The following is a 26,686-nucleotide window of genomic DNA, read 5'->3' as shown; positions in this document are numbered from 1 at the left end:
GCGCGCGACAAAGCGTGCGGACGCGGTGATGCGATCGTTATTCGGAGTTGAGCACTCCCTAAACGAACACTCAGTGATCACAAGCGGAAGCCATCACGCCATAAGCGTTACACCATCAGCGTCTCGATGAGCGTCTCCTGCAGCCCGCCCAGCCAGAAGTACGCCATCACCATCGGCTTCCGCGGATCGGAGTCGGGGAGTCCGAGCAGCTCACCGCCGTCGTCATCGTCGGTGACCTCCAGCCGGGTGCCGATCGCCAGCCGCAGATCGTTGAGGGCGCCGAGCCACTGCCGGGACTTCTGCGGGGCCAGCTCCAGCACCGCCGGCTTCTTGGCGGCCGACCCGGTGGACCCGGCAGCCAGCGAGTCCAGGTCGCGCACCATCGCCAGGGCGTCATCGCGCTTGCGGGCCCGCAGGTCGTTCTCGGTGTACCGGCGGAATTCCGCCGAGGCGGCGCGCGCCTCCTTCTCCGCCTCCGCGTCCAGCTCCTGGTCGGGCGCCACATAGGCGTCCGGGAACAGCCGGGCCAGCGCCGGGTCGCTCGGCGGCCGGGTGGGCCCCTCGGCGAACAGCGCGTCCAGCGGGTCCTCCGCCCCGGCCGGCTGGTCGCCGGGGCCGATCAGCTCGGCGAGCTGCACGGCCAGGCTGCGCAGGATGGAGATCTCCACCTCGTCCAGGGCGACGGCGGCACCGCCGCCGGGCAGCGGCTCGAATCGTCCCGACATCAGCGCTCCTGCGTGAGCGTCGCCCACAGCCCGTACCCGTGCATCGCCTGCACGTCACGCTCCATCTCCTCGCGGCTGCCGCTGGAGACGATCGCGCGCCCCTTGTGGTGAACGTCGAGCATCAGTTGGTGCGCCTTGTCCTTGGAGTAGCCGAAGTAACTCTGGAACACGTACGTGACATAGCTCATGAGATTGACGGGGTCGTTGTGGACCACCGTCACCCAGGGAACGTCGGGCTCGGGCACCTCCATCGGCGCCTCGCTGGCTTCAGGACGTTCGATCTCCACCGGACTGACACTCACACCCCCAATGCTGCCACCCGGCAGGGGTGGTCGCCTAAACCGGCACCCAGATCTCGTCACTCTGACGAGTATGCGAGGTAACATCATCAACATGGACACTGCGGACTTGGGACTGCCGGTGGACGTGCCGTCGACCGCGCTCTTCACCGACCGGTACGAACTCACCATGCTGCAGGCCGCGCTGCGGGCCGGCACCGCCGACCGCCGCTCGGTCTTCGAGGTCTTCACCCGGCGCCTGCCCGAGGGGCGCCGCTACGGCGTCGTGGCGGGCACCGGGCGGGTCCTCGACGCCGTCGAGAACTTCCGCTTCGAGGGCGGCGTGCTGGACTTCCTCGCCCAGCAGCGGATCGTGGACGAGCCGACGCTCGAATGGCTCGCCGGCTTCCGGTTCCGCGGCGACATCTGGGGCTACCCGGAGGGCGAGGTCTACTTCCCCGGCTCACCGATCATGCGGGTCGAGGGCAGCTTCGCGGAGGCGGTGCTGCTGGAGACGGTGATCCTCTCCATCCTCAACCACGACTCGGCGGTCGCCGCCGCGGCGTCCCGGATGTCGGTCGCGGCGGGCGGCCGGCCGCTGATCGAGATGGGCGCGCGCCGCACCCACGAGCTGGCCGCCGTGGCCGCCGCCCGGGCCGCCTACGTCGGCGGCTTCGCCACCACCTCCGACCTCGCGGCCGGATTCCGCTACAACATCCCCACCGTCGGCACCAGCGCCCACGCCTTCACCCTGCTGCACGACAGCGAGCGCGACGCCTTCGTCGCCCAGGTCGACTCGCTCGGCAGCGACACCACCCTGCTGGTGGACACCTTCAACGTCGCCGAGGCCGTGCGCACGGCGGTGGAGATCGCCGGCACGGAGCTGGGCGCCGTCCGGATCGACTCCGGCGATCTGCTGCTGCTCGCCCACCGGGTGCGGCAGCAGCTGGACGACCTGGGCGCCAAGGGCACGAAGATCGTGGTCACCAGCGATCTGGACGAATACGCGATCGCCTCGCTCGCCGCGGCCCCCGTGGACGCGTACGGGGTCGGCACCCGGCTGGTGACCGGCAGCGGCCATCCGACCTGCTCCATGGTCTACAAGCTGGTCGCCCGCGCCGAGTCCGCGGCACCGGACGCGCCGCTGGTGCCGGTGGCGAAGAAGTCCATGGGCGCGAAGACCTCGATCGGCGGCCGCAAGTGGGCAGCCCGGCGGCTGGACGCGGAAGGGGTGGCCGAGGCCGAGGTCGTCGGCAGCGGGCCCGTCCCGGAGGCCCTGGCCGGCCGCGAGCTGCTGGTCGAGCTGGTGCGCGGCGGCGAGATCGTGGCCCGGGAGCCGCTGGACGCGGCGCGCGACCGCCACGCTGCGGCGCGGGCGGGGCTGCCGCTGTCCGCGACGCAGCTGTCGCAGGGCGAGCCGGTGCTGCCGACGGAGTACGTGGGGGCGTGAGGGGTACGTCCATGACGACCATGGCGTCGGCGGCGACCCTGCCCCCCGCTGTGGTGACCACCGCTGTGCCCACCTCGGGCCGAGCCGGAAGGCGTGCGTGATGCACCGGGCACTGATCGTCGTCGACATCCAGAACGACTTCTGCGAGGGCGGGAGCCTCGCGGTGACGGGCGGCGCGGATGTCGCCGCCGCGATCACCGACTACATCGGGGAGGCGACGGCCGGTTACCGGCACGTCGTGGCCAGCCGCGATCGCCACATCGACCCCGGCGATCACTTCTCCGACCACCCGGACTACGAGCGCACCTGGCCGCCGCACTGCGTCGCGGGCACCGAGGGAGTGGGCTTCCACCCCAATTTCGCGCCCGCGGTGGCCTCGGGCGCGATCGACGCGGTCTTCGACAAGGGTGCGTACGCCGCCGCGTACAGCGCCTTCGAGGGCGTCGACGAGCACGGCACGCCGCTGGCGGCGTGGCTGCGGGCGCGGGGCGTGACGGAGGTGGACGTGGCCGGGATCGCCACGGACCACTGCGTACGGGCCACGGCGCTGGACGCGCGGCGTGAGGGGTTCGTGACGCATGTGCTGCTGGGGCTGACGGTGGGGGTGGCCCCGGCCACCACCGAGCGCGCCCTGGAGGAGCTGCTGGCGGCGGGCGTCCGGCTGAGCGGCCGGCCGGTGGCCTGACGGGGCACTCAGGGCCCCGTCAGGCGTGTCCCGGGCGCTCCCCGGGCCCGGGGGGCGTCAGGCGGTCGCCGCGGGGCGCAGAAGGGCGGCGATGGGGTGCCACAGCTCGCCGCCGATGTCGGGGGACGTGCGCCAGATGAGGCCGTCGGGGTGGTGGAGCACCGCCGTCACCTCGTCGGGCGTCGGTGGCGCGCTGTTGCCGCGCAGATACACGGCGCGCAGACCCAGGTTGCGCAGCCTGGTCAGGGCGCGCGCCCGGTTCGCGGCGTGGACCAGGACGCGGACGCCGCCCTCGCCGAGCGGGCGGGGCAGGGTCAGTGCCACCACCACATTGCCCCCCGGCAGCTTGGTGAATCCTCCGTCGGCCATACGGTTCATGTCCCCCGTGAGACGTCGTGTCAATAAGAAGGTCTGGGTGCATCTAAACGCGAACGGCCGCCGCCCGCTAGTGGGTGACGGCCGTCACGGCTTTGACCTGCGGTTATGACGACGGACTCACCTGGACGGTCATCGTCTGGCCGTCCGGGCGCTCCCGGAGGATCGCGATCCGGGTGTTGGTGTCAGCAACCTGGACCCCGGCGGTGGGGTTGGTTTTGTCCCAGTACACACCCTTGTGGTCGTCGAAGACCGGGGCGCCCCACTTGCCCTTGACCTTCGCGGCCTTCCCGTCCTGGTGGAGGGTGAAGCCGTCGGTCGGGTACCAGCTGAAGGGGGAGTCGTACGCCTGGATCCGGTTGCGCATCAGCGTGCCGTCCGCCCACTTCTCCGGGGTGGCGTGCGCGTCGACCGGCAGGATGAGGCCCTTGCCGGGGTGGACGCCGGTGTTGTTGTCCGGCTGCGAGGTGTCCCACTGCCAGATCAGCAGACCGTTCTGGTACGGGAAGTGCTCGACCCAGGCGGGGCGGGTGGAGGCCCAGCCGAAGTTGTACGGACCGACCTCGAGGGTCTTGTCGTAGCTGACGTACTGGCGGTTCTCGGCGAGGTAGTACTGCGGGTAGTCCTTGGTGAAGGACGCGCCGACGCGCGAGAAGCCGTTCGCCGTCCAGCCGTTGTCGTCGCCCTCGGCGCCGTCGGTGAGGACGGGCTTGCCGTCCGCGGTGAGGGTGAGGGCGTCGGCGGCGAAGCCCTTCTGCGCGACCCCGCCGTCCGTCTGGTAGCGGAAGCGGAGGTCGATCTTCTTGCCGGCGTAGGCGTCCAGCGGGAAGGAGAGCTTCCGGTAGGCCCCGGAGGTGCCGGTCAGGGCGGGCTTGTCGCTCGCGTCGCGCGGGATGGCCTTACCGTCCGCGGTGCCGTCGACCGGCGTCCAGTTGGCGCCGCCGTCCGTGGAGACCTCGGTGTAGAGGTAGTCGAAGTTCTCCTCGATGTCCCACCAGCCCTTGAGGTCCAGGCTCGCCGTGGACGCGCCGGTGAGGTCGACGGACCGGGTGAGGGTGTTCTTCAGGTCGTCGCCCATGCCGCTCCACCACTGCTTGCCGCCCTCGGCGGGCGTGGTGATCTCGGTGGTGACGGGCTTGTCGGGGAGGTCGACGACCAGCGCCTGCTGGTGCTTGGTGTTGTACTCGGCGACCCCGAGGGTGTGCCGGGACTTCGTACCGGCCTTCGCGGTGCCGTAGTCGAGCCAGCCCAGCTGGAGCTTGTCCCAGGCGGACATGTCGCCCGGGAGGTCGCCGATGGAGTCCTCCCCGGTGCCGAGCCATGAGCCCGCGGACATCAGCGACCAGTAGGCGACGGAGGACTCGCCCTTGCCCGTGGTGTCGTACTCGTCGGGCAGGCCGAGGTCGTGGCCGTACTCATGGGCGTAGACGCCGAGGCCGCCGTTCTCCGGCTGCATGGTGTAGTCGCCGACCCAGATGCCGGTGTCGCCGATCTGGGTGCCGCCCGCCTTGTTGGCGCCGGGGCCGGTCGCCCCGGCGTCGGAGCCGTACGCGTACCAGCGGTGCGCCCAGATCGCGTTCTCACCCTCGGCGCCGCCGCCCGCGGACTCGTCCTCGCCGGCGTGCACGATCTGGAAGTGGTCGATGTAGCCGTCGGGCTCGTTGAAGTTGCCGTCGCCGTCGAAGTCGTAGCGGTCCCACTGGTCGTACTGGGCGAGGTCCGCCTTGATCTGCGCGTCGGTGCGGCCGGCCGCCTTCTGGTCCTTCGCCCACTGGTTGACGCCGTCGCGTATCAGGTCCCAGGCGTTGGCGCAGTTGGTGTCGCCGCAGTAGTTGGAGCCGTAACGGGCCTCGTTCCAGTCGACCTTGACCCAGTCGGAGACCTCGCCGTCGACCGAGTAGCGGCCCGAGGACTGCTTCTCGTAGTACTTCTTCAGGGACTCCTTGCCCTTGGCGTCCGAGAAGTACAGGTCCTGGAAGTGCTTCCGGTCGTAGTCCTTCTGCCAGGCGGTGCTGTTGTCGACCTTGCGGTCCGGCTGGGCGATCGTGTTGTGCGCCGGGCCCGGGGTGCCGCCGTACTTCTTCACCGGCGGCCGGGGGCCGTCGGGGCCGTCCGGGTCGTACATCGTGGTGTCGTCGACCTTGTCGCCGAACTCGACGAGCACGGTGAAGATCTTGTCGGTCTTCTCCCGGGCCAGCTCGACGTACTTGTTCTTGCCGAGCTTCACCACCTGCGACGCGCCGCGCCGCGTGGCCTCCTTGTCCCCGGATATGACCTGGCGCAGCGCGTCCTGGCGCTGCGCCTCCTGCTGCTTGCTGAACGGGCCCGCCAGATCGTGCTCGACGTCCGTCTTCGCGGGCGCCGGGTCATGGCGTTCGACACGCGTAGACGGCGCGTCGGCCTGGGCCACGCCCGTTGACAGCGCGGCCGCGCCGAGCGCGGCCACCACCGTGGCCACCGCGGCCGATCTGACCGCCCTCCGTTGGCTGTTCACTTGTTCCTCCCCTTCCACACACCGGTGCCGCACATTTGACCGGAGAGGCAAGCGAAAAGACAGTCCTTGACTTGGGCTTGAGGGATCGTTACGTTTCCCGGTCCGCCGTGTACCGGTTACCGGACACCGCCGGGCGTGCCGCCCGGGCAGGGGGAAACGCGGCCGCGCCCGCGGAGGGGGCTGTGCGTGATTCCGTGCGCCCCCCGTGCACCCCCGCCGTGGCTCGGGTCACGATTGGTCCCGCTCCCCATCGGGCATCCAGCACCGTAGAGTCATTTTGACGGCGCACATCTGCCCGACTCATGCCCCGCATATCGATGCCCCTGAGGACGGATCCCGCCATGCCGCGTCCGACTTCCGCCCAGCTCGCCTACGGTTCGGCCACCGTCGTCCTGTCGACACTGGCCATGCTGCTGCTTTCCGAGACCCGCTCGGGCCTCGGAGTGGGCATGGTGACCGTGGCCGGTCTCGCGCTCGGGCTGCTGGTAGCCCTCACCGTGCCGGTGCACCGTCAGTCCCGCGCCCCGCGCACGGGGCGTACGGTGCGCAGCCACCACCCGCTGGCCGGGTCCGCGGTGGCCGAGCCCCGGCGGGAGCACTCACTGCACGGCTGACACGACGACCGTCCGCGCGGCCTTGTCGTGCAGGCAGCGCCGGAACGGCTTGTCCCACAGCTGCCACACCACGTTCAGCACCCAGAACAGGGTGCCGACGAGCACCGGGATCAGCAGTCCCGGCAGCGTGTAGACGCCGGCGCGCACCCATCCCTGGCCGCCCGGAATGTTCCCGTCCGACAGCATCGCCACGCGGATGCGCATCGCCTTCTTGCCGAGGGTCTGGCCGCTGCGGGCCAGCATCGTGCCCTCGTAGCCGAGGTACACCAGCATGGTGATGATCAGCGCGATCATCACCTTCCGGATGTCCTGCTGGCCCGGGTGTTCCATGCCGTACCGGAGCGCGCCCGTCATGCCGAGGGCCACCGTCCAGATGACGCCCAGCACGAGGCCGTCGATCAGCCGGGCCACGAAGCGCTGACCGGGCGTGGCCAGCGGGGGCATCCCGGCGAGGTCGGGGGACGGGGGCGACGACAGCTGGTCGGGGCTCATGCCCACGATTACATCAGCAGGTCTTCCGGCCCTCCTCGGCGGGCCGTAGGGGTCAGGGCTCGGCCTGCACCACGACCGTCTTGGCCACCTTGTCGTGCAGACACTGCCTATACGGCCGGTCCCAGGTGCACCACAAGACGTTGACCAGCCAGAACACAAAGCCGCAGCAGGGCACGATCTCGGGGAGCGCATACGTGGCGGCGCGTGCCCAGCCGGGCGCGCCGGACGGAAGCTCGCCGGTCTCCAGCATGGCCACCCGGATCTTCATCGCCTTCTTGCCGACGGTCTGGCCGTAGTGGGTCAGCATCAGCCCCTCGTAGACGAAGTAGACCAGGACGTAGGCGAGGGTGAAGACCGATGAGCGGGCGTCGCCGCCGTTGCCCATCGGGTAGTAGGTGCCCAGGACCAGGGCCATGATCAGGCCCACCGGGATGCCGATGATCAGCCCGTCGATGATCCGGGCGGCCAGGCGGCGGCCGAGGTGGGCGAGCGGGGGCATGCCCGCGAGCGGATCGTCGCCGCCGCCGTGATCGCCGTAGGGGGAGCCGTTCGCCCGGGGCGGCGGCTGCTTGGCGAACGGATCCCGGTCGCGGGGCTCGTCCCCGGGTGGCGGCGGCTGGTCGGTGCTCATGGCCCGAGTCGACCGCCGATCGAGGGCGATCGCATCCGGATCGCCCCGTTCGGGCGACCCGGATGGTCCATCCGCCTCAGCGGCGCCCGGTCAGCCGGCCGTGGCGACGAACGTACGGGCCGCCTTGTCGTGCCAGCACTGCCGCCAGGGGCGGTCGACCAGGCACCACAGCACGTTCACCAGGCCGATGACCAGCACCCCCAGCACCCCGTACACCAGCCAGCGGCGCAGGGCGGCGCCGAACGACGGCTTGTCGTGCTCCTCGATGTCCAGGACCCGCACCCCGCACAGCTTCTTGCCGAGCGTACGGCCCCACAGGGCCACCGGCAGGGCCTCCAGGAGGACCCCGCCCAGCAGCATCACGCCCAGCACGAGGGCGAGATAGCCGCCGGTGGTGCCGTCGAGGAAGTAGACGGTGACGGTCTCGCCGGACTGCTTGGCCGTCTCCACCTTCTCGTCGATGTGATCGGCGGCCTTCCCCCACAGCGGGAACGCGACCGCTCCGGCGATGGCGAGCAGCACGACCATGTCGATCAGCCGGGCGGAGAAGCGGCGGCCGAGCCCGGCGGGCCGCCCCTGGGCCTGGGCGGCCTGGAGGAACGGATTGTCGACCGGCGGCTTCCAGGGGATGACGCCCTCGGGCGCGCCCTGCTGAGGAGCCGGGGGCTGGTGGGACTGCGGCTGCTGGGGCTGTTGCGGCTGCTGCGGCTGCTGCTGGGCGAGCTGGTGCACCTGCTGCTGCCAGCCGGGGCCGCCGCCGTGGGACGGCTGGGCCGGGATGCCGCCGAAGGGCTGCTGCGGGGGTTGCTGCTGCTGGGGCGGCTGCTGCTGAGGGTGCGCCTGCCGCGGTGGACGCTGGGGCTGGGCCTGGGACGGCTGCGGGGAGTGCTGGGGGCCCTGCGGGGCGTCGCGGTCGAGCGTACGGAACGTCATCGTGCCCTCGTCGCGGCCGGTCGGCCGCAGCGCGCGGATCGCCATCGTGCCGTCCGCCGCGGCGGGCTCGGCCGAGGCCGACGCCGAGGGCAGCTCCGGGGTGCTGCGTACGGCGGGGAGGGCGTGGGTGGCGCGATCCTTGCGGTCGCCCGCACGGTCCGTAGCGCCCGCCCCCTCCGCGCCGCCGCCGCGCATCGTCAGCGTGCCCTGGTCGCGACCGCCTTCACCACGGCCGCTCCCCTCACCGCCCGGGCCGTCCGCCGCGCCGCGCGGGTCGGGGACCGCCGCCCGCGGGTCGTCCCCCTCCGAGCCCCAGGAGATCCGGCGGTCCTGCTCGCCGCCGAACCCGGACTGCCGGGACGCGTCGGCCTGCCAGGCGGCCCCGGCCCCGGGGCGGGTGCCGTGCAGCCGCTGCGGATCGTCCCAGTCCACCGGGGCGGCCGTCCCGCCGGGCGGCACCGGCTCGGTGCCCATGACGCTGCCCGGGCCGGCGTCCCGTATGTCCATCTCGGCGCGCCGCCGCACCTCGGGCAGGGCGTTACCGGCCGGCTCCTGCGCGGGCAGCGGCTGCGGGTCCTCGTCCAGGAACATCGGGCCGGTCTCGTCCGGCACCGGGCTGGTGACCTGGGTGTGGGTCACCCCGGGCGGTGCGGCGGGCATGGCCTCGCCCTCGGCCGGGGCGGGCCGGCTGGTGCCGGGCACCCAGGCGGCTCCGTTCCAGTACCGGATGTAGTTGGGAATGGACGGATCCGGATAAAAACCTGGAATGGAACTGCCGTCAGCGGATCCTGAGGAAGGGGCGCTCATGATCTCCGATGTCCCGTATCTGTGCTCGCCGTGCTGCTGTGCTGCGCCGCCGCAGTGCAACCCGGAGCGCGCTGTCAAGGTCTATCAGACCGGCCCTCGGCCCGTACCTACTGTGGCACCGCCTCGCAACTTTTTGGCGGTCAATACGGGAAGCCGGTAAGGGAGCGCCGGGGAGCGCCCTTAGAACAGCTTGCCCGGGTTGAGGAGATTCAGCGGGTCGAAGACCTCCTTGATGCCCTGCTGCAGCTCCACCCCCACCGGCCCCAGTTCGCGCGCCAGCCACTCCCGCTTCAGCACGCCCACCCCGTGCTCCCCGGTGATCGTGCCGCCCAGCTCCAGCCCCAGCGCCATGATCTCGTCGAACGACTCGCGCGCCCGCCGCGACTCGTCCGGGTCCGCGGGGTCGAAGCAGACCGTCGGATGGGTGTTGCCGTCCCCGGCGTGGGCCACGACGCCGATCGTCAGGTCGTGCTTCTCGGCGATGGCCGCCGTGCCGTCGATCATCTCGGCGAGGCGGGAGCGCGGTACGCACACGTCGTCGATCATCGTGACGCCCTTGACCGCCTCCAGCGCGGTCAGCGTCATGCGGCGGGCCTGGAGCAGCAGGTCGGACTCGGCCGCGTTCTCCGCCGGGACCACCTCGGTCGCCCCGGCGGCCGTGCACAGCTCCCCCACGGCGGCCAGGTCGGACGCGGGGTCCGGGGTGTCGAACGCGGCCATCAGCAGGGCCTCGGTGGACTCGGGGAGCCCCATGGCGCCCATCGCGTTGACGGCGCGCACGCTCGTACGGTCCATCAGCTCCAGCAGCGACGGCACATGGCCGCGCTCCATAATGCGGCAGATCGCGTCGCACGCTGCCGCGGTGGAGGGGAACTCGGCGGCCAGGACGAGCTGTTCGGGCGGGGCGGGCTTGAGCGCGAGGACGGCCCGTACGACGATGCCGAGGCTCCCCTCGGAGCCGACGAAGAGGCGGGTCAGGTCGTAGCCCGCGACCCCCTTGGCGGTGCGGCGGCCGGTGGACAGCAGCCGCCCGTCGGCGAGGACGACCTCCAGGCCGAGGACGTACTCGGCGGTCACGCCGTACTTCACGCAGCACAGCCCGCCCGACGCCGTGCCGATGTTGCCGCCGATGGTGCACTGCTCCCAGCTGCTGGGGTCCGGCGGGTAGTACAGCCCCTTCTCCAGCACCGCGCGCGACAGCGCCGCGTTGACCACGCCCGGTTCGACGACCGCGATCCGGTCGACCGGGTTGATCTCCAGGATGCGGTCCATCTTGACCAGGGACAGCACGATGCAGCCGTCGGACGCGTTGGCCGCGCCCGACAAGCCGGTGCGCGCGCCCTGCGGGACGATGGGCACGCGCAGCGCCGTGGCCGTACGGCATACGTGCTGCACCTGCTCGACGGTGCGGGGGAGGACGACCACGGCGGGCGCGCCCGCGGCGCAGAAGCTCGCCATGTCGTGCGCGTACGCCGCCGTGACATCGGGGTCGGTGAGCACTGCCTCCTCGGGGAGGCCCTCCCGCAGTGACTCGATGAGGTCGGTCATACGTCCAGGCTCGCACTCGGCCGGGCGCCAGGGAAGATCGGCGCGGCGACCGGGTTAGGACGCGGCCATCGCGGCCCGGTTCACTGTGGCTTGTAGTAGACGCTCAGTTCGCGGCCGCCGGACGGGCCGGAGGCGAAGCCCATGCACAGCCGGCGCGGGCTGGTGAGCTGGACGGCCATGCCCTCGGGCTCGCGGTAGTCGAGCGAGTACCCGGCCTCGGTGCGGGCGCGCTGGACCAGCTGGCCGGTGCGCAGATCGACGCAGGAGACCTGGGCGTTGCCGTGGCCGGAGGGCGGGTTGGGGCCGTTCTCGTCGGAGTACGCGGTCCCGGTGAGCTGGTACACGTAGTCGCCGAGCACCGTGAAGCCCTGGAAGACCTCGCTGTCGTCGACGCCGACCTGGGGTATGTCGTCGTACACCGCCGCGTAGTCGCCCGCCGTGACCCCGGCCAGGCTCATCAGCCGGTAGCGGACCTGGCCGTCCTGGCGGTAGCGCAGCAGCAGCCGCTTGTTGAGCATGTCGACGGCGGGCTGGTTGCTGGTCGAGCCGGGCACCGGGCGGTGGGTGGCCAGGCCGGACGAGCCGCTGTCGAGGACGGTGCCGTTCTTGAACGGGAAGCGGCTGATGGCGCGCCCGTAGCCGGAGTCGGGGTTGGCGTCCGACTCGGTCCACAGATAGGCGGTGGCGCCGACCGGCTCGCAGCCGATCGCGACGCCGTGGCCGAAGCCCCTGACGTACATGGAGCCCAGCTCGCCGCCGGTGAGGGACAGCTTGGTGACGCACATGTCGCCGCGGGCGGCCCGGTCGGCGCCGGAGACGGGGGCGGATTCGCCGCTGAGGCGGATGCCGCCCTGCATCAGCTGGATCGTGTAGAGGTGGCCGTTGACGTCGTCGAACGCGAAGGACTGCAGCACGGTGCTGTTGTGCGGTGCCTTCTCGCGTATCAGCTGCGTGGAGGGCACCGAGAGGTCGAACCGGCCCCCGGCGGAGGCCTCGGCGGAGGCCCCGGTGGCGACTTCGGCGGCGGCGGCCTCGGTGGGCCGTACCGCGAACGCCCCGAGCGCGCCCGCGGCGGCCGCGCCACCGGCCAGGGCGAACCTACGCCTTGTCAACCGACCCGCAGCGTACTTGTCCGTCTGCATGCGTAATCAACAACTCCCAAGAAAACACACCGTGTTGGAGTGAACAGGAACGCCGAGAGTGTAGACGGTGCGATTCCGCGGCCGAGCTGGTGTTCCATTTTTCTGGCATGAGCGGCGCATTGTGTGCTGTATCACTCTCTTTCTCCGTGCTTTGGGTAGACCGAATGCCGGATGACGGGCGTATACCCGGCGAAGACAGAGATCCGGGAGTGACAGGTGACCGTCGAGGAGTTCGAAGAGTTCTACGCCCAGGCGGTCACACGTCTCACGGGGCAGCTGTACGTGATGCTCGGCGATCTGCACGAGGCGCAGGACGTCGTGCAGGAGGCGTTCGTCAAGGGGTGGAGCCGGCGACGGCAGCTCGACAGCGGCGGGCAGCCCGAGGCCTGGATCCGTACGGTCGCCTGGCGGCTGGCGGTGAGCCGCTGGCGCTTCCGGCGGCGCACGGCGGACGCCTGGAATCGCGGCGGCGTCTCGCCACCCCATGTCGAGGGTCCGGGCCCGGACCAGGTGGTGCTGGTCGACGCGCTGCGCGAACTGCCGCCCCAGCAGCGGCGCACGCTCACCCTGCACTACCTGTGCGACCTCACCGTCGAGCAGATCGCCGGGGAGACCGGCCTGGCCACCAGCACCGTCAAGACGCACCTGGTCCGCGGACGCACCGCGCTCGCCCACCGCCTGCGGGACCCGCGCATCGAGGAGATCGCCGATGTCTGAGATCCAGGATCCGCTGCGGACGCTGTTCCGGCAGGCCGGTGACGTCGGGCAGGCCCACGCCGGGGCGGCGCCCGTGGCACGCATCGCCGAGCGCGGCAGGCGGGCCCACCGGCGCCGCGTCGCCGCGCTGGCGGCGGGGGCCTGCCTGGTCATCGCGGGCGGCGGGGCCGCCGCTGCCGTGCTCCTGCCGGGCACGCCGCCGCCCGCGGCCCCGGCCACCAGCCCCTCGGCCGGGCAGCCGTCGGCCGGGCAGCCGTCCGGGTCCTCGACGGGGCCCGCGACCGGCCGGCCGTCCGCCGAGTCCTCGACCGGCCGGCCCTCGACCGGCCGGCCCTCGACGGGGACGGCCGGGCCGCCACCGTCGACGGGCGAGGCCACAAACGACGCGTCCGGGGGCGTGACGTACCCGCCCACGACGACGTCTCCCCCAGGAGACGACGCCCCCTGACCCCCTCCCGCCATGATCCGTCGGCCGTCGCCGGGCGGCTCCGCACCCTCACGCCTACGCGAAAGATCCCTGTATGACCGTCGCACCGCCCGAGCCGCGCCAGAGCCCCACCTGGTCCGCCGTACCGCCCGAGCGGCCCTCACCGCGCCTGCGGGCCCTGCGCCTCGTCCGGCTGAACCCGGGCGACCGCGAGGTGCTGTGGCTGTATCTGCTGACCCGAATATCCATATGGATCACCGCCTACTGTGTGCGGTGGCTGTTCCCCGGGAACGGCGACGCCCACCAGCCCTCGCCCCTCCTCGAACCCTTCGCGCGGTGGGACTGGGGGCACTACCTCCACATAGCGCGCGACGGCTACTTCCCCGGGGAGAGCGGCCCCTGGGACAAGAAATGGGACAGCCGGGAGGCGTTCTTCCCCGGATTCCCGCTGCTGCTGCGCGCCGTGCACACCGTCGTCCCGAGCTGGACCGCGGCCGGGCTGCTGATCTCGTTCGTCGCCGGGGCCGTCGGCGTGCTGGCGCTGGCCCGGATCGCCCGGCTGTATCTGCCCGGCACCGGCGCCGACCGGCGCACCGTGCTGTTCTTCCTGCTCTCCCCCTGCGCGATCTTCCTGGCCGTCGGCTACACCGAGGCCCTGTTCCTGGCGTTCGCACTGCCCGGCTGGCTCGCCGCCCAGCGGCATCGCTGGGCCACCGCCGCCCTGCTGACCGCCCTGGCCACCACCGTGCGGATCAGCGGCCTGTTCGTGGCCGCCGCCATCGCCGTCCACTTCGTCCTCACCGCCGCCCGCGCCCGCGGGCACTGGCGCTCGCTGCCCTGGCCGGCGCTGCCCGCGCTGCCCGCGGCCTTATACGCCTGGTACCTGCACGCGCACACCGGTGACTGGATGGCCTGGAAGCACGCCCAGGAGCGCGGCTGGTTCCGCACCTTCCACACCCCCCGGGAGGGCTGGTCCCACACCTGGGACGCGGCCTTCGACAGGACGCAGAGCGCCGGATACGCCGTCATGTTCCAGGCCGAACTGGTGGCCATGGCCCTCGGGCTGCTCGTCCTCGCCGTGCTGCTGTGGCGGCGCCGCTGGGCCGAGTCCGTCTACATCGGCATCACGCTGTGGGCCCTGGGCACCTCGTACTGGTACATGTCGATCCCCCGCTCCACCCTGCTGTGGTGGCCCCTGTGGATCGGCCTGGCCGCCTGGAGTCTGCGCAAGCCCCAGGTCAAGACCGTCTACCTCTGCCTGGTCGCGCCCGTGAGCACGGTCTTCGCCCTCGCCTTCCTCTCGGGGCGGTGGGCGGGCTGATCACGGGCGCCGGGGCCGGTGAGCCCCGGCACCGTGGCGGTCAGAGGTTGCCGCGCTTGGCCTGCTCGCGCTCGATCGCCTCGAACAGCGCCTTGAAGTTGCCCTTGCCGAACCCCATCGACCCGTGCCGCTCGATCATCTCGAAGAAGACCGTCGGCCGGTCCTGGACCGGCTTGGTGAAGATCTGCAGCAGGTACCCGTCCTCGTCCCGGTCCACGAGGATCTTCAGCTCCCGCAGGGTCTCGATCGGCACCCGCGTCTCGCCGGCCCAGTCCCCGAGCGTGTCGTAGTACGAGTCGGGCGTGTCCAGGAACTGGACGCCCGCCGCGCGCATCGCGCGCACCGTGGCGACGATGTCGTTCGTGGCGAGGGCGATGTGCTGGACGCCCGGGCCGCCGTAGAACTCCAGGTACTCGTCGATCTGCGACTTCTTCTTCCCCAGCGCGGGCTCGTTCAGGGGGAACTTGACCTTCCGGGTGCCGTCCGCGACGACCTTCGACATCAGGGCGGAGTACTCGGTGGCGATGTCGTCGCCGACGAACTCCTTCATGTTGGTGAAGCCCATGACCCGGTTGTAGAAGGCCACCCACTCGTCCATGTGGCCCAGCTCGACATTGCCGACGCAGTGGTCGATGGCCTGGAACAGCCGCTTCTCGGGCCCCTCGACGATCGGGGCGGCGGCCACGTACCCCGGCAGATACGGGCCGTCGTAGCCGGAGCGCTCGACGAAGGTGTGGCGGGTGTCGCCGTAGGTGCGGATCGAGGCGAGCACCACCGTCCCGTGCTCGTCCTTGACGTCGTGCGGCTCCTCGATCCCGGTGGCGCCGTGCTCCACCGCGTACGCGTACGCGGCCCGCGCGTCCGGGACCTCGACGGCGAGGTCGATCACGCCGTCGCCGTGCTCGGCCACGTGCTCGGCGAGGAAGCGCCCCCAGGGGCCGGACGGCTTGACGACGGAGGTGAACACGAAGCGGGCGCCGCCCGAGACGAGGACATAACTGGCGGTCTCCCGGCTGCCGGTCTCCGGTCCGGAGTAGGCGACGAGCTTCATGCCGAAGGCGGTGGCGTAGAAGTGGGCGGCCTGCTTGGCGTTGCCGACGGCGAAGACGACCGCGTCCATACCCTTCACCGGGAAGGGGTCTGCCTGCCGCGCGGTGGTCGGGGTGGGGTTCAGGATCTCAGTCATACAGGCAGCGTCTCCCCACGGCTCAGGGTGCGCAACAGTTCGCGAAATCGCTGGGCATGTTGCCTAGCGTCGCCCGCGAACAGGGCAGCATTCTGTACAGAGTGACCACCGTCACAGACCACCCAGTCCAGGAGGCCCCATGGGAATCGACGCACTCGACGCCCGCCTGATCGAACTCCTCGCCCGGGAGCCACGCATCGGCGTCCTGGAGGCGTCGCGCCGCCTCGGCGTCGCCCGCGGCACGGCGCAGGCCCGGCTGGACCGGCTGCGCACGCAGGGCGTGATCCGCGGCTTCGGCCCGGACGTGGACCCGGCGGCCCTGGGCTACCCGGTCACCGCCTTCGCGACGCTGGAGATCAAACAGGGCCAGGGCCCGGACGTGCGCACCCATCTGGCCGGTGTTCCGGAGGTGCTGGAGCTGCACACCACCACCGGCCACGGCGACATGCTCTGCCGCCTGGTCGCCCGCTCGAACGCCGACCTCCAGCGGGTGATCGACCGCGTCGTGGGCATCGAGGGCATCGTCCGGGCCTCGACGGCGATCGTGATGGAGAACCCGGTCCCCCTGCGGATCATCCCCCTGGTGCAGCAGGCGGCCGAGGACTGACCGGGAGAGCATGCAAAAAACCCGTTGCAAAGAAACCTTTGCACCCTTACGCTGCTCCGCATGGCTCAGCGCGACGACGACGTGGACGACGACGTACGGGTGCTCGACCCCCGGTCCCTGCGCGGGCTCGCGCACCCCCTGCGCCTGCGGCTGCTCGGCGCGCTGCGCGAGTACGGGCCCGCCACCGCGTCCCAACTGGCCGACCGGCTGGGCGAGTCCAGCGGCGCCACCAGCTACCACCTGCGGCAGCTGGCCGCCCATGGCTTCGTCATGGACGACCCGGAGCGCGGCAAGGGGCGCGAGCGGTGGTGGAAGGCGGCGCACGCCACGACGAAGGCGGGCACCGACGAGCTGCTGCGCCACCCCGATCCGTCCGTGCGCGGCGCGATGAACACCCTGATGCACGAGGTGGCCACCGTGCACGGCCAGGAGCTGTCCACCTGGCTCGGCACCCAGCATGAATGGCCCGCGGAATGGCGTACGAGCTGGGACATCAGCGACTTCACCCTGCGCCTCACGCCCGCCCTCGCGCGGGAAATGCTCGAGAAAGTGCACGAAGTGATCAACGGCTACCGCGAGAACGAGGTCGACCCGGACACCGCGCACTCCGCCCGGTACCGCGTCCATCTGCACGGCTTCCCGCGCGACGAGGACTGACCCGATCCCTGGGGGGAGAGCGAATGTACGGCGACCATGTCCACCATCTGCTGCACCGCCTGCGCGCCGAGCAGCTGCGGCGGGAGGCCCCGCACCGGCCGCAGCACACCCATCTGCTGCGGACCCGGCTCGGCTGGCGGCTCGTGGAGGTCGGGCTGCGGCTGGCGACGCCGCGCGTGCCCCAGGTCCAGCTCCACGTCCCGGCGGGCCAACACGGCAATTGATCCGATCTATTGCTGTGGCGAGCATTGACCCTTCATGCGCCCACCCCTACGTTCCGTGCAGATTTCCCACACATCAAGGGGTGTGCTCCATGAGAGGTACAGGATCGAGACGATTAGTCATCCGACCTTGGTGGGTGATGGCGGCGCTCGTATGCGTACTCCTGCCCACCGGGGGACTGACCGGGCAGGCGCGGGCGGCGGACGCCGTCACATACTTCGTCTCGCCCACCGGCAGCGACAGCAACGCGGGCACCAGCGCCGCCGAGCCGTTCCGTACGCTCGCCAAGGCGCAGACCGCGGTACGGGCCATCGACAAGTCGACCTCCGGCCCGGTCACCGTGACCTTGGCGGGCGGCGTCTACCGGCTCACCAAAACGCTGGCCTTCACCGCAGCGGATTCCGGCGGCGGCACGGCCGGGACCGTCTGGTGGAAGGCGGCGTCCGGACAGTCCCCGGTCATCAGCGGCGGCGTCCGGATCACCGGATGGGCCAAAAGCGGCGCCGCCGGCGGTAAAGCCTGGTCCGCCCCGGCCCCGGCCGATCTGGACACCCGGCAGTTGTATGTCAACGGCGTACGCGCCCAGCGGGCGACCGGTGCGCTCCCCGTCAAGGTCACCCAGACGGCGGCGGGGTACACCACGGCATCCGGCGACCCGATGGCCGGATGGCGCAACCCGTCGGCGATCGAATTCGTCTACCGGGGCGGTCTCGGGGCGTGGACCGAGCCGCGCTGCCCCGTCGCCTCCGTCACCGGCACCGCCATCACCATGGCCCAGCCCTGCTGGAACAACTCCACCCAGCGGGTCATGCGCACCGACGACTCCGGCCGCACCGTCAACCTGGTCGGCCGCAAGTCGATCACGGAGTCGCCCACCGCGGTGGAGAACGCCTACGAACTGCTCGACAAGGCCGGTGAGTTCTACCTGGACAAGTCCGAGCACCGGTTCTACTACATCCCCCGCTCCGGGGAGGACCTGACCACGGCGGACATCGAGGCCCCGTCGCTGGACACCCTGATGGCGAGTTCGGGCAAGGCGTCCGACATGCCGAGCCGTATCGGCTTCCAGGGCATCCAGTTCAGCTACGCCAACTACACGGTCCCCAACACCGGCACGGGCTTCTCCGAGATCCAGGCCACCTACCAGGTCACCGGGACGAACGGTTACGCCACCCAGGGGCTGTGCGACTTCGTGGCGGACGGTACCTGCCCGTACGGCAGCTGGACCAAGATGCCCGCGGCGGTGCGCTTCACCTACGACCGGAACATCCACTTCGATCACGACTACTTCGTCCATCTCGGCGCGGCCGGGCTGGACCTGGGCAACGGCTCGCAGAACGCCACGGTCACCGCGTGCGTGTTCACCGACATCTCCGGCAACGGCCTCGACCTCGGCGGCGTCGACATTCCCCAGCCCACCGCCACGGCGCAGCGCACCAGCGGCATCACCGTGAAGGACAGCCACTTCTACGACATCGCCGCCGAATACCACGGCGGGGTCGCGATCGACGCCGGGTACATCGAGACGTCGGCCATCACCCACAACCAGATCGACCACGTGCCCTACACGGCGATCTCCATCGGCTGGGGCGGCTGGCCCGACAAGGTGAAGCTCCCCGCGCAGCCGAACTACTCCAACAACAACACCATCTCGAACAACCTGATCTACCAGCACATGTCACTGCTCGACGACGGCGGCGCCGTCTACACCAACGGCATCACCGGCACATCGATGGCGACCGGCGAGCACGTCACCGGAAACGTCGTCCACGACCAGCTCAACACCTCGGGCGGCCACGTCCTGTACACCGACAACGGCGCCACCTACGTGTCCATCCTCGACAACGCGGTGTGGAACGTGAACGTCACCCCGTGGGGCAGCAAGCACGGGAACTACACCCTGAACGACGGGACGTACGACCCGACGGACATCGAGGGCAACTACTGGCCGAACGGCCCGGCCGACTACGACTCCAAGGGCGTCCTGATCCAGAAGAACCACGACATCACCGACCCGGACCAGGTCCCGTCGTCCCTCATCGCGGCGGCCGGTATCGAGTCGTCGTACAAGGCGATCCTCGACTGGCAACCGGTCTGACATCCACGCGCCCGGCCGGGGAACGGCCCCGGCCGAGCGCGTGCCGTGTGCTGCTCAGACGGTGCCGAGGTCTCCGGCCTTGACGCTCGCCACGAACGACGAGAACGCCTCCACCGGGAAGCCCAGCACCGGACCGCCCGGGTTCTTCGAATCACGGACGGGAACCACACCGCGCGAGGCGGCAAGGTTGGCGGCGACCTCCACGCACTGGCCGCCGTTGTTGCTGTACGAGGACGTGAACCAACGCGGGGTTTCGGTCGTCACGGGGTGCCCTTTCGCAACTGACTGATCATGGCCACAGATTCCGCCTGGGAGAGCGCTTCTGCCTGTAGCTGATGGTAGGCCGTCAGTATGGGCACCACAGAGGTACTTTCACGGTCGAGATGGCCCTGTTGGGCGGACTCGGCATAGGACATGAGCGAGCGATCCGGCAGCGTCAGCATGGTGATGGGCAGATCGAACGGTCGCCGGGCTCCCATCGTGAACGGGGCCACCTGGAGCACGGTGTTCGGCAGCTCCGCGAACTCGATCAGCCGCGCCAACTGGGCGTCCATGATCGCGGGCTCACCGACAGGCCGCCGGAGGCAGCTTTCGTCCAGCACCACCAGCACCAGCGGCGGAGGCGTCCGGATCAAGGTCGCCTGCCGCTCCGCCACGAGCGCGACTCGCTCTTCTGCCTGCTCCGGCGTGATCGCGCCCCGCCGCAGAGCGCTCTGGGCCAGCACCGTCGCGTATTCCGGCGTCTGGAGCAGACCGGGCATCACGCCGACTTCGTACAGCCGGACTTCCGCCGCGTAGCCCTCGTACTCGAGGTACTCGGGGAAGCCTTCCAGCAGCACCCCGTGCCGGATCTCGCGCCACTCGCGCTCGAATATATCGCCGGTCCCCAGCGCCTGATCCGCGCGCCGCGCAAGACGCGAGGTCGGCATTTTGCGACCAGTTTCCACGGACGATATGTGCGTACTCGAATACCCCATCCGGTCGCCCAACTCGTCCTGCGTCCAGCCGCGCTCCATACGCAGCTTGCGCAGACGCGCCCCAAAGGCAGCTTGCGGAGAGCTGTCCGGGTGCAACTCCTTGACGTTCAAAGGGGTCAACACCGACCTTTCGTCCTGTCCTGACACGTTGAAGGACATTCCGACTCTAGGCCACGCTGACCCCCCTTGGTAGTGGATTCGCTACGGAGAGGAGTGGACGTGGTCGTGAAACGGCAGGAACCCCCATCAGTCCCCGCCCTCGGCACGCTCTTGGTGGACGTCTTACAGGACCGGGTCGGTGAGTTCCGGGGCGAGTGGTTCGGGCTGTGGTATCTGCGGCCCGTGACGGGCGGGACGGAGTGGACCGTCGTCCCCGGGAGCACGCGACCGGTGACACCGGAACAGCGCCTGCGCGCCGAGACCGCCCGCCGGAACGCGCGGAGCCGGGGGGAGCTGCTGTGACGGGCGAGCCCGGGGTCTACTGGTGCCAGGCGCTCGCCGTGGGGCTGGTGTACGGCACCGATCGCGAGATGCCGTACGTCCTCGGGACCTGCCGGACCGTATCCCCCGCCCGCGCCCTGCGGTGGCTGCGTGACACGGCGCTGCACATCGCGGACCGGCTCGACCCCGACCCGGCCCGCTCCGCCTGGGTGCGACGGACGATGCGAAAGGTACGTGTCCCCGTCCCCGACGGCCCCGCCGAACTCCGCGTGTGGGCCGAGGAGATCGAGGAGCCCGGCGCGCAGCGCGCCGCGCGGGCGCGGATCGAGGGCGGTGAGCCGCTGTCGGTCGTCGTCCCCGACACCGGGTGCCGGTACACGCTCTCCGTATGGCCCCTCCGGGCGCCCGCGACTCCCCCGATGGCAGCGATGGCAGCGATGGATGACAGGACGGAAAGGCCGAACAGCATGGACTGGGTGCGATGCGCGGAACGGCTCGCCGACCAGGTGACCGATCCGGACTCCCGATGGCTCGCCCCCGTGGCGCGGGTGCCCCGGCACGAGCTGGTTCCCCGGTGGTGGGACCTCGACGAGGCGGGACGGTGGGTGCTCCGTGACGGCCCGAGCAATCCTCAGGTGTGGGCGGACGCCGCGTACGAGGACCGCGCGCTGGTCACGAGGGTCGGCACGCTGCACGCGGACCATGCCGAACCCGGGGAGCGGCCGGAGGGAGAGCCCACGTCGTCCGCCACCCCGCCCGGCCTGGCCGTACGGATGCTGCGACACGGCCGGCTCGGCGACGGGCTGTCCCTGCTGGACCTGGGTACCGGGGCGGGCGGGCTCACCGCGTATGCCTGTCTGCGGCTCGGGGACCGGCGGGTGACGAGCCTGGACGTGGACCCGTACGTCGTCAGCGCGGCGGGCGAGCGGCTCGCGGCCATGGGTCACCACCCGACGATGATCGTGGCGGACGCCGCCGAGGCGGTGCCCGGCTCGTACGACCGCATCGTCTCCACGGTCGCGCTCACCCCCGGTCCGGGGCTCCGGGCCGTGGTCGGCGCGCTCGCTCCGGGCGGGCGGATCGCGGCGCCCCTCGCCCGTACGTCCCTGATCGTCACCGGGTGGAAGCACCGCGACGGAGACGTGGTGGGGCACGTGGAACGGGACATGGCGGGCTTCATGCCCACCCGGTCAGGCATCCACCACCCGCCCGCCCACGCCGAGCTGTTCGCCCTCGCCCGCGAGACGGACGGCGAGGTGATCGGCACCGGGCGCTATCCGGTGGTGGATGTCGCGAGCGCCCGGGAGGTGCGGTCCCTGCTGGAGGTGACCACACCCGGCGTCGAACTCGACTATGCGACGGACGGGCGGACGAGAACGGCGTACCTGGTGCACCCCGACGGGTCCTGGGCCCGCGCCTCCGCCGAGGACAGCGAACCCCCGACCGTCCACCAGAGTGGCCCGCGCCGCCTCTGGGACGCCCTGGAACGCGTGCGGAACCGGCTCAACGCCGAGGGTGGGCTGCCGCTGCTCGGCGCACGCGTCCGCATCACACCCGACGGGGTGTGCCACCTGTCGCGGGGCCGGTGGCGTGCGTCAATGGGCGCGTGACAGGACCACGGGGTTTCAGCAGTGCGGGACCGCGCCGCCCGACTGGAGGTTCTGCAGGGCCTTCACGGCGCCGTCGAGGGTCGTGACGGGGACCAGCCGCAGCCCCTTCGGCTGCTCGGCCTCGGCGTCCCCGCACTCGGCCTTGGGGACCAGGAAGACCGTCGCGCCGTCCCGCTTGGCGGCCTGGGTCTTGAGCGGGACGCCGCCCACCGCGCCCACCTTGCCCCGGGCGTCGATCGTGCCGGTGCCCGCGATGGTGCGGCCGCCGGTGAGGTCGCCGCCGCGGCCGTCGCCGTCCAGCTTGTTGACGATGCCGAGGGAGAACAGCAGTCCGGCGCTGGGCCCGCCCACGTCCGCGAGGCGCAGCGTCACCTTGATGTCGCGGGGCGACTTGTGGAGGTAGCCGAGGGCGGCGCTGGTGGCCGTGTTCTGGGACTTCCGCATCTCGTCGGCGTTGTGCCGCTCGATCTCCTTGGTCGTGTCGCCCACGTACACCGCCTCGCGCGGCAGCACGGCGCGGTCGGTGCGGAACCAGCCGCTGACCACGTCGCCCAGCCGGACGGTGGCCTCCGGTCCGGTCGCCGCGATCGTCGTCATCCGCAGCTGGCCCTTGGTCTTACGGGTGTCGCTCCCCGAGATGGTGATCACCTGCTTGCCGCCGTTCGCGCCGAGGACGTTCACCGTCGAGCCCGGCTGGGCCACGGTGAACGGCAGGGGCGCGAGCGCGGCGACCGCGAACAGGACGATGACGAGCGCGGCGCACACGGCGATGATCCGGGCGCGGGGGGAGAGAGCGCGGGGGGAGACGGCAGGCATAGGACTGAATTTAGTTGACCGGCGGGACGGATGACGCGCCGCCCTGGTCAGCCGGGGTCGGTGGCTACCGCAGGGCGTCCGCGACCTCCCGTGCCGCGTCCACCACCCGCGGGCCGACCCGCTCCGGCACCGCGTCGCACAGCATCACCACGCCGACGCTGCCCTCGATCCCGGTCACCCCGACCAGCGGGGCGGCCGCGCCGCTCGCGCCCGCCTCCAGCTCTCCGTGGGTGAGCGCGTACCCGGGGTCGTCGGGGCGGCCCGCGCGGGCGGCGAGGATCGCGCGCCCGGCGGCGCCCCGGTCCAGCGGGTGCCGGAAACCGGGCCGGTAGGCGACGTGGTAGTCGGTCCAGGTCGGCTCGACGACGGCGACGGCGAGCGCCTCGGTGCCGTCGACCAGGGTGAGATGGGCGGTGGCGCCGATGTCCTCGGCCAGGGACCGCAGCGCGGGCAGCGCCGCCTCCCGCACCAGCGGATGCACCTGGCGGCCGAGCTGCAGCACCCCGAGCCCGACCCGCGCCCGCCCGCCGATGTCCCGGCGGACCAGGGAGTGCTGTTCGAGGGTGGCCAGCAGCCGGTAGACGACGGTGCGGTTGACGCCGAGCTTGGTGGACAGCTCGGTCACGGTCAGCCCGTGGTCGGTGTCGGCGAGCAGCTTCAGGACACGCAGTCCCCGGTCGAGGGTCTGTGAGGTCTCCGCGGTCACGACGCCCCCTCCTCGGTGATGAGTGGCGGCTCCCCGCGAAGGTGCTCCGCCGGTCGCGGTGGTACGCACCGGCTGCACTCCGCGGCGATGCTGCCACGGGGCGTGTGCGTGCACGAACGGTAGCGAGCGGGTCCGCTCAGCGGAAGTGGTTGTCCAGAATCCGAGCAGATCCCTCGCTCACCGCACACAAACCGGCGTGCGCCGCGTCACCGGCCGGGGCGCGACGTCACCGCATCCGGGTGGCCCACTCCTGCACCTTCTTGATGCGCTCGCGGATCTGGCCCGCCGTCGCCTCCGCGCTCGGCGGCCCGCCGCAGACCCGGCGCAGCTCGGTGTGGATCACGCCATGCGGTTTGCCGCTCTGGTGGACGTACGCCCCCACCAGCGTGTTGAGCTGCTTCCGCAGCTCCAGCAGCTCCTTGTGGGTGACCACGGGACGCCGCTCGGCGGGCATCTCCAGCAGGTCCGCCTCCGCGTCCGGCTTCTTGCGGCTGTGCGCGATCTGCTTGGCCTGCCGCTTCTGGAGCAGCATCTGCACCTGGTCGGGTTCGAGGAGCCCGGGGATGCCGAGGTAGTCCTGCTCCTCCTCGCTGCCCGGGTGCGCCTGCATGCCGAACTCGGCGCCGTCGTACAGCACCCGGTCGAAGACCGCGTCCGACTCCAGCGCCTCGAAGGGCAGCGCGTCCTGCTCGCCGGTGTCCTCGTCCTGCTGCTTCTCGGCCTCTTCGAGGAGTTTCTCCTCCTCCGCGTACGGGTTCTCCTCCTCGCCTTCCTTCTTCGGCTTGTCGAGGACATGGTCGCGCTCGACCTCCATCTCGTTGGCGAAGCCGAGCAGGTTCGGGATGGTGGGCAGGAAGACGGACGCGGTCTCGCCGCGCCGCCGGGACCGTACGAAGCGGCCCACGGCCTGGGCGAAGAACAGCGGCGTGGAGATGGTCGTCGCGTACACCCCGACCGCGAGGCGCGGCACGTCCACGCCCTCCGACACCATGCGGACCGCGACCATCCAGCGGTCGTCGGACTTGCTGAAGTCCTCGATGCGCTGCGAGGCGGCGGCCTCGTCGGACAGCACCAGGGTGGCCTTGCTGCCGGTGATCTCGCGGATCAGCTTGGCGTACGCGCGCGCCGAGTCCTGGTCGGAGGCGATGACGAGGGCGCCCGCGTCCGGGATGGCCTTGCGGACCTCCGACAGCCGGTGGTCGGCGGCGCGCAGCACGTTCGGCATCCAGTCGCCGCGCGGGTCGAGCGCGGTGCGCCACGCCTGGGAGACCGCGTCCTTGGTCATCGGCTCGCCGAGCCGCGCCTCGATCTCGTCGCCCGCCTTCGTCCGCCAGCGCATGTTGCCGCTGTAGGAGAGGAAGATGACGGGCCGCACGACGCCGTCGCCCAGGGCGTTGCCGTAGCCGTAGGTGTAGTCGGCGGAGGAGCGGCGGATGCCGTCGTCGCCCTCTTCGTAGGTGACGAAGGGGATCGGGTTGGTGTCCGACCGGAAGGGCGTGCCGGTGAGCGCGAGCCGCCGGGTCGCGGGCTCGAACGCCTCCAGGCAGGCCTCGCCCCAGGAGCGGGAGTCACCGGCGTGGTGGATCTCGTCGAGGATGACGAGCGTCTTGCGCTGCTCGATCCGGTTGCGGTGCAGCATGGGCCGCACGCCGACGCCCGCGTAGGTGATGGCGATGCCGTGGTACTCCCGGCTCAGCGGGCCCGCGCTGTACTCCGGGTCCAGCTTGATGCCGATGCGGGCCGCGGCCTCCGCCCACTGCTTCTTCAGGTGCTCGGTGGGCGCGACCACGGTGATCTGCTGCACGACGTGGTGGTGCATCAGCCAGGAGGCGAGCGTCAGCGCGAACGTCGTCTTACCGGCGCCGGGGGTCGCGACCGCGAGGAAGTCCCGCGGCTGCTCCTCGATGTACTTGTCCAAAGCGCCCTGCTGCCAGGCGCGCAGCTTGCTCGCGGTACCCCAGGGCGCCCGTCCGGGGAAGGCGGGCGAGAGGTGATGGCTGGTGGAGGCGGCAGTAGTACTCACGGTCTCCGTCAGGCTGGCTCGGCGGGGTCGATCGGGAACCGCGTCAGCCTACCGGTGCCGTGCTTCATGCTCCGGGGGTACGTCCCGATCCCACCCCAGGGTGGGATCAGGCTCACATCGACTCGTGCAGCGCCTTCAGTCGCGCGGTGATGTCACCGACGTCGTCGAGTGCGCCCGAGGCCACGCCGACCACCAGCTTGTACGCCGCGTCCTGGTCGACGTCGACCATCTCGACCCCGTTGAGATCGAGGAAGACGACCGTGCACATCCACGCCATCCGCTTGTTGCCGTCCACCAGCGGGTGGTTGACGGCGAGCGACTGGAGCAGCGCGGCCGCCTTCTCGAACAGCTCCGTGTACGCCTCGATGCCGAACATCTGCGACTGAGGACGGTGCACCGCGGAACTCAGCAGCCCGAGGTCGCGTACCGCGATCTGCTGCCCCCCACAGGCGATCTCCGCCAGGTCCAGCACTTCCTGGACCGTCAGGTACTTCAACTTACTCCCCCAGCCTCCGCAGCAGGTCCGCGTGGCGTGCCGCGTACTTGGCCCCGAGCCGCTGGACGGACTCCCGGTCCGCCTCCTGCTCCAGATACCGGTCGATCGCTTGAAGCACTATGGCGTGCATGCTGCGGCCCTCCTCTTCGGCCCGCTGCTTGAGCGCCTCTTGCTGGTCGTCGCGCAGTCGGAGATTCATTGCCATACC

29 protein-coding genes are annotated in these 26,686 nt (G+C 71.1%); 12 read left to right on the top strand and 17 right to left on the bottom strand.

Translation table 11 applies throughout. The features are described 5' to 3' along the window. Nucleotides 1-107 precede the first annotated feature (107 nt). Together ABZ562_RS34515 and clpS are read right to left on the bottom strand one after the other, a co-directional pair. Nucleotides 108-725 (bottom strand): DUF2017 domain-containing protein, encoded by a 618-nt coding sequence (locus ABZ562_RS34515; protein ID WP_361487479.1) that lies wholly within the window; start codon nt 723-725, stop codon nt 108-110. Continuing rightward, a complete protein-coding gene (clpS, locus tag ABZ562_RS34510; protein WP_063787220.1) occupies nt 725-1,036 on the bottom strand; it encodes an ATP-dependent Clp protease adapter ClpS in 312 nt (103 codons plus the stop codon). The genes ABZ562_RS34515 and clpS overlap by 1 nt, the downstream gene beginning before the upstream one ends. Nucleotides 1,037-1,118: 82 nt before the next feature. On the opposite strand from clpS, the gene ABZ562_RS34505 reads away from it, so the two are divergent. After that, nucleotides 1,119-2,453 carry a nicotinate phosphoribosyltransferase gene (locus ABZ562_RS34505; protein ID WP_361487477.1) on the top strand — a complete coding sequence of 445 codons (1,335 nt, stop codon included), beginning with the start codon at nt 1,119-1,121 and terminating at the stop codon, nt 2,451-2,453. A gap of 100 nt (nt 2,454-2,553) precedes the next feature. After that, on the top strand, nt 2,554-3,138 hold the full coding sequence (locus tag ABZ562_RS34500; RefSeq protein ID WP_361487475.1) for an isochorismatase family protein: 585 nt from the start codon (nt 2,554-2,556) through the stop codon (nt 3,136-3,138). 57 nt (nt 3,139-3,195) lie between these two features. Here the strand turns inward: ABZ562_RS34500 and ABZ562_RS34495 are convergent, their stop codons facing one another. Continuing rightward, nucleotides 3,196-3,507: a hypothetical protein gene (locus ABZ562_RS34495; RefSeq protein ID WP_361487473.1), complete on the bottom strand. Its 312-nt coding sequence runs from the start codon at nt 3,505-3,507 to the stop codon at nt 3,196-3,198. Between the two features lie 112 nt (nt 3,508-3,619). Further along, a complete protein-coding gene (locus ABZ562_RS34490; RefSeq protein WP_361487470.1) occupies nt 3,620-6,007 on the bottom strand; it encodes an immune inhibitor A domain-containing protein in 2,388 nt (795 codons plus the stop codon). A gap of 341 nt (nt 6,008-6,348) precedes the next feature. Between ABZ562_RS34490 and ABZ562_RS34485 the strand changes: the two genes are divergently transcribed. Then, entirely contained in the window at nt 6,349-6,621 is a 273-nt protein-coding gene (locus ABZ562_RS34485) for a hypothetical protein (protein WP_361487468.1), read from the top strand. Here ABZ562_RS34485 and ABZ562_RS34480 read toward each other — a convergent pair. The 5 genes from ABZ562_RS34480 to ABZ562_RS34460 form a co-directional block, all read right to left on the bottom strand. Further along, on the bottom strand, nt 6,607-7,113 hold the full coding sequence (locus tag ABZ562_RS34480) for an RDD family protein (protein ID WP_361487466.1): 507 nt from the start codon (nt 7,111-7,113) through the stop codon (nt 6,607-6,609). The genes ABZ562_RS34485 and ABZ562_RS34480 overlap by 15 nt on opposite strands. A gap of 52 nt (nt 7,114-7,165) precedes the next feature. Next, nucleotides 7,166-7,744, bottom strand: coding sequence for an RDD family protein (locus ABZ562_RS34475; protein ID WP_361487464.1), 579 nt, complete (start codon nt 7,742-7,744; stop codon nt 7,166-7,168). A gap of 90 nt (nt 7,745-7,834) precedes the next feature. Beyond that, nucleotides 7,835-9,484, bottom strand: a complete 1,650-nt coding sequence (locus ABZ562_RS34470) for an RDD family protein (RefSeq protein ID WP_361487461.1) — start codon at nt 9,482-9,484, stop codon at nt 7,835-7,837. A 180-nt stretch (nt 9,485-9,664) separates the two neighbouring features. After that, on the bottom strand, nt 9,665-11,032 hold the full coding sequence (locus ABZ562_RS34465) for an FAD-linked oxidase C-terminal domain-containing protein (RefSeq protein WP_361487458.1): 1,368 nt from the start codon (nt 11,030-11,032) through the stop codon (nt 9,665-9,667). Nucleotides 11,033-11,112: 80 nt separating this feature from the next. Then, nucleotides 11,113-12,144: a teichoic acid biosynthesis protein C gene (locus ABZ562_RS34460; RefSeq protein WP_361487456.1), complete on the bottom strand. Its 1,032-nt coding sequence runs from the start codon at nt 12,142-12,144 to the stop codon at nt 11,113-11,115. Between the two features lie 246 nt (nt 12,145-12,390). On the opposite strand from ABZ562_RS34460, the gene ABZ562_RS34455 reads away from it, so the two are divergent. The 3 genes from ABZ562_RS34455 to ABZ562_RS34445 all read left to right on the top strand — a co-directional run bounded on the left by ABZ562_RS34455 (nt 12,391) and on the right by ABZ562_RS34445 (nt 14,639). Then, entirely contained in the window at nt 12,391-12,891 is a 501-nt protein-coding gene (locus ABZ562_RS34455) for a SigE family RNA polymerase sigma factor (protein WP_361487453.1), read from the top strand. Then, a complete protein-coding gene (locus ABZ562_RS34450) occupies nt 12,884-13,339 on the top strand; it encodes a hypothetical protein (protein WP_361487451.1) in 456 nt (151 codons plus the stop codon). Before ABZ562_RS34455 ends, ABZ562_RS34450 begins: the two co-directional genes overlap by 8 nt. 73 nt (nt 13,340-13,412) lie before the next feature. Further along, nucleotides 13,413-14,639, top strand: a complete 1,227-nt coding sequence (locus ABZ562_RS34445) for a mannosyltransferase family protein (RefSeq protein WP_361487449.1) — start codon at nt 13,413-13,415, stop codon at nt 14,637-14,639. Nucleotides 14,640-14,679: 40 nt separating this feature from the next. Here ABZ562_RS34445 and hppD read toward each other — a convergent pair whose 3' ends face one another. After that, a complete protein-coding gene (gene hppD, locus ABZ562_RS34440; RefSeq protein WP_361487447.1) occupies nt 14,680-15,825 on the bottom strand; it encodes a 4-hydroxyphenylpyruvate dioxygenase in 1,146 nt (381 codons plus the stop codon). Nucleotides 15,826-15,964: 139 nt separating this feature from the next. Here hppD and ABZ562_RS34435 point away from each other — a divergent pair, with 139 nt between their 5' ends. The 4 genes from ABZ562_RS34435 to ABZ562_RS34420 all read left to right on the top strand — a co-directional run bounded on the left by ABZ562_RS34435 (nt 15,965) and on the right by ABZ562_RS34420 (nt 19,409). Beyond that, a complete protein-coding gene (locus ABZ562_RS34435) occupies nt 15,965-16,432 on the top strand; it encodes an Lrp/AsnC family transcriptional regulator (RefSeq protein WP_361487445.1) in 468 nt (155 codons plus the stop codon). Nucleotides 16,433-16,492: 60 nt separating this feature from the next. Further along, nucleotides 16,493-17,089, top strand: a complete 597-nt coding sequence (locus tag ABZ562_RS34430) for a winged helix-turn-helix domain-containing protein (RefSeq protein ID WP_361487442.1) — start codon at nt 16,493-16,495, stop codon at nt 17,087-17,089. A gap of 23 nt (nt 17,090-17,112) precedes the next feature. Beyond that, a complete protein-coding gene (locus ABZ562_RS34425; RefSeq protein ID WP_361487440.1) occupies nt 17,113-17,313 on the top strand; it encodes a hypothetical protein in 201 nt (66 codons plus the stop codon). Nucleotides 17,314-17,450: 137 nt separating this feature from the next. Further along, the gene (locus tag ABZ562_RS34420) at nt 17,451-19,409 is read left to right on the top strand and encodes a right-handed parallel beta-helix repeat-containing protein (RefSeq protein ID WP_361487438.1); all 1,959 of its coding nucleotides are present in this window, start codon (nt 17,451-17,453) and stop codon (nt 19,407-19,409) included. 54 nt (nt 19,410-19,463) lie between these two features. Here the strand turns inward: ABZ562_RS34420 and ABZ562_RS34415 are convergent, their stop codons facing one another. Both ABZ562_RS34415 and ABZ562_RS34410 read right to left on the bottom strand, forming a co-directional pair. Then, the gene (locus ABZ562_RS34415) at nt 19,464-19,673 is read right to left on the bottom strand and encodes a DUF397 domain-containing protein (RefSeq protein ID WP_361487435.1); all 210 of its coding nucleotides are present in this window, start codon (nt 19,671-19,673) and stop codon (nt 19,464-19,466) included. Next, nucleotides 19,670-20,545: a helix-turn-helix transcriptional regulator gene (locus tag ABZ562_RS34410; protein ID WP_361487432.1), complete on the bottom strand. Its 876-nt coding sequence runs from the start codon at nt 20,543-20,545 to the stop codon at nt 19,670-19,672. The genes ABZ562_RS34415 and ABZ562_RS34410 overlap by 4 nt, the downstream gene beginning before the upstream one ends. A gap of 54 nt (nt 20,546-20,599) precedes the next feature. On the opposite strand from ABZ562_RS34410, the gene ABZ562_RS34405 reads away from it, so the two are divergent. Further along, nucleotides 20,600-20,848, top strand: coding sequence for a hypothetical protein (locus tag ABZ562_RS34405; protein ID WP_361487430.1), 249 nt, complete (start codon nt 20,600-20,602; stop codon nt 20,846-20,848). Beyond that, nucleotides 20,845-22,437: a methyltransferase domain-containing protein gene (locus ABZ562_RS34400; protein ID WP_361487428.1), complete on the top strand. Its 1,593-nt coding sequence runs from the start codon at nt 20,845-20,847 to the stop codon at nt 22,435-22,437. The genes ABZ562_RS34405 and ABZ562_RS34400 overlap by 4 nt, the downstream gene beginning before the upstream one ends. Nucleotides 22,438-22,452: 15 nt before the next feature. Here ABZ562_RS34400 and ABZ562_RS34395 read toward each other — a convergent pair whose 3' ends face one another. The 5 genes from ABZ562_RS34395 to ABZ562_RS34375 form a co-directional block, all read right to left on the bottom strand. After that, nucleotides 22,453-23,253, bottom strand: coding sequence for a S16 family serine protease (locus tag ABZ562_RS34395; protein WP_361487426.1), 801 nt, complete (start codon nt 23,251-23,253; stop codon nt 22,453-22,455). 64 nt (nt 23,254-23,317) lie between these two features. Then, on the bottom strand, nt 23,318-23,959 hold the full coding sequence (locus ABZ562_RS34390) for a helix-turn-helix domain-containing protein (RefSeq protein WP_361487424.1): 642 nt from the start codon (nt 23,957-23,959) through the stop codon (nt 23,318-23,320). Between the two features lie 226 nt (nt 23,960-24,185). Then, nucleotides 24,186-25,982, bottom strand: a complete 1,797-nt coding sequence (locus ABZ562_RS34385) for a DEAD/DEAH box helicase (RefSeq protein WP_361487421.1) — start codon at nt 25,980-25,982, stop codon at nt 24,186-24,188. A gap of 112 nt (nt 25,983-26,094) precedes the next feature. Further along, nucleotides 26,095-26,478, bottom strand: a complete 384-nt coding sequence (locus ABZ562_RS34380; protein ID WP_361487418.1) for a type II toxin-antitoxin system death-on-curing family toxin — start codon at nt 26,476-26,478, stop codon at nt 26,095-26,097. Nucleotide 26,479: 1 nt separating this feature from the next. Further along, nucleotides 26,480-26,677, bottom strand: a complete 198-nt coding sequence (locus ABZ562_RS34375) for a ribbon-helix-helix protein, CopG family (protein ID WP_014061073.1) — start codon at nt 26,675-26,677, stop codon at nt 26,480-26,482. Nucleotides 26,678-26,686 lie beyond the last annotated feature (9 nt).

Source organism: Streptomyces sp. NPDC019937 (genome assembly GCF_040631655.1).
In the GTDB taxonomy this organism is placed as follows: Bacteria; Actinomycetota; Actinomycetes; order Streptomycetales; family Streptomycetaceae; genus Streptomyces.
Note: the sequence above shows the minus strand (reverse complement) of the source record. Positions and strands in the feature narration are given on the sequence as shown.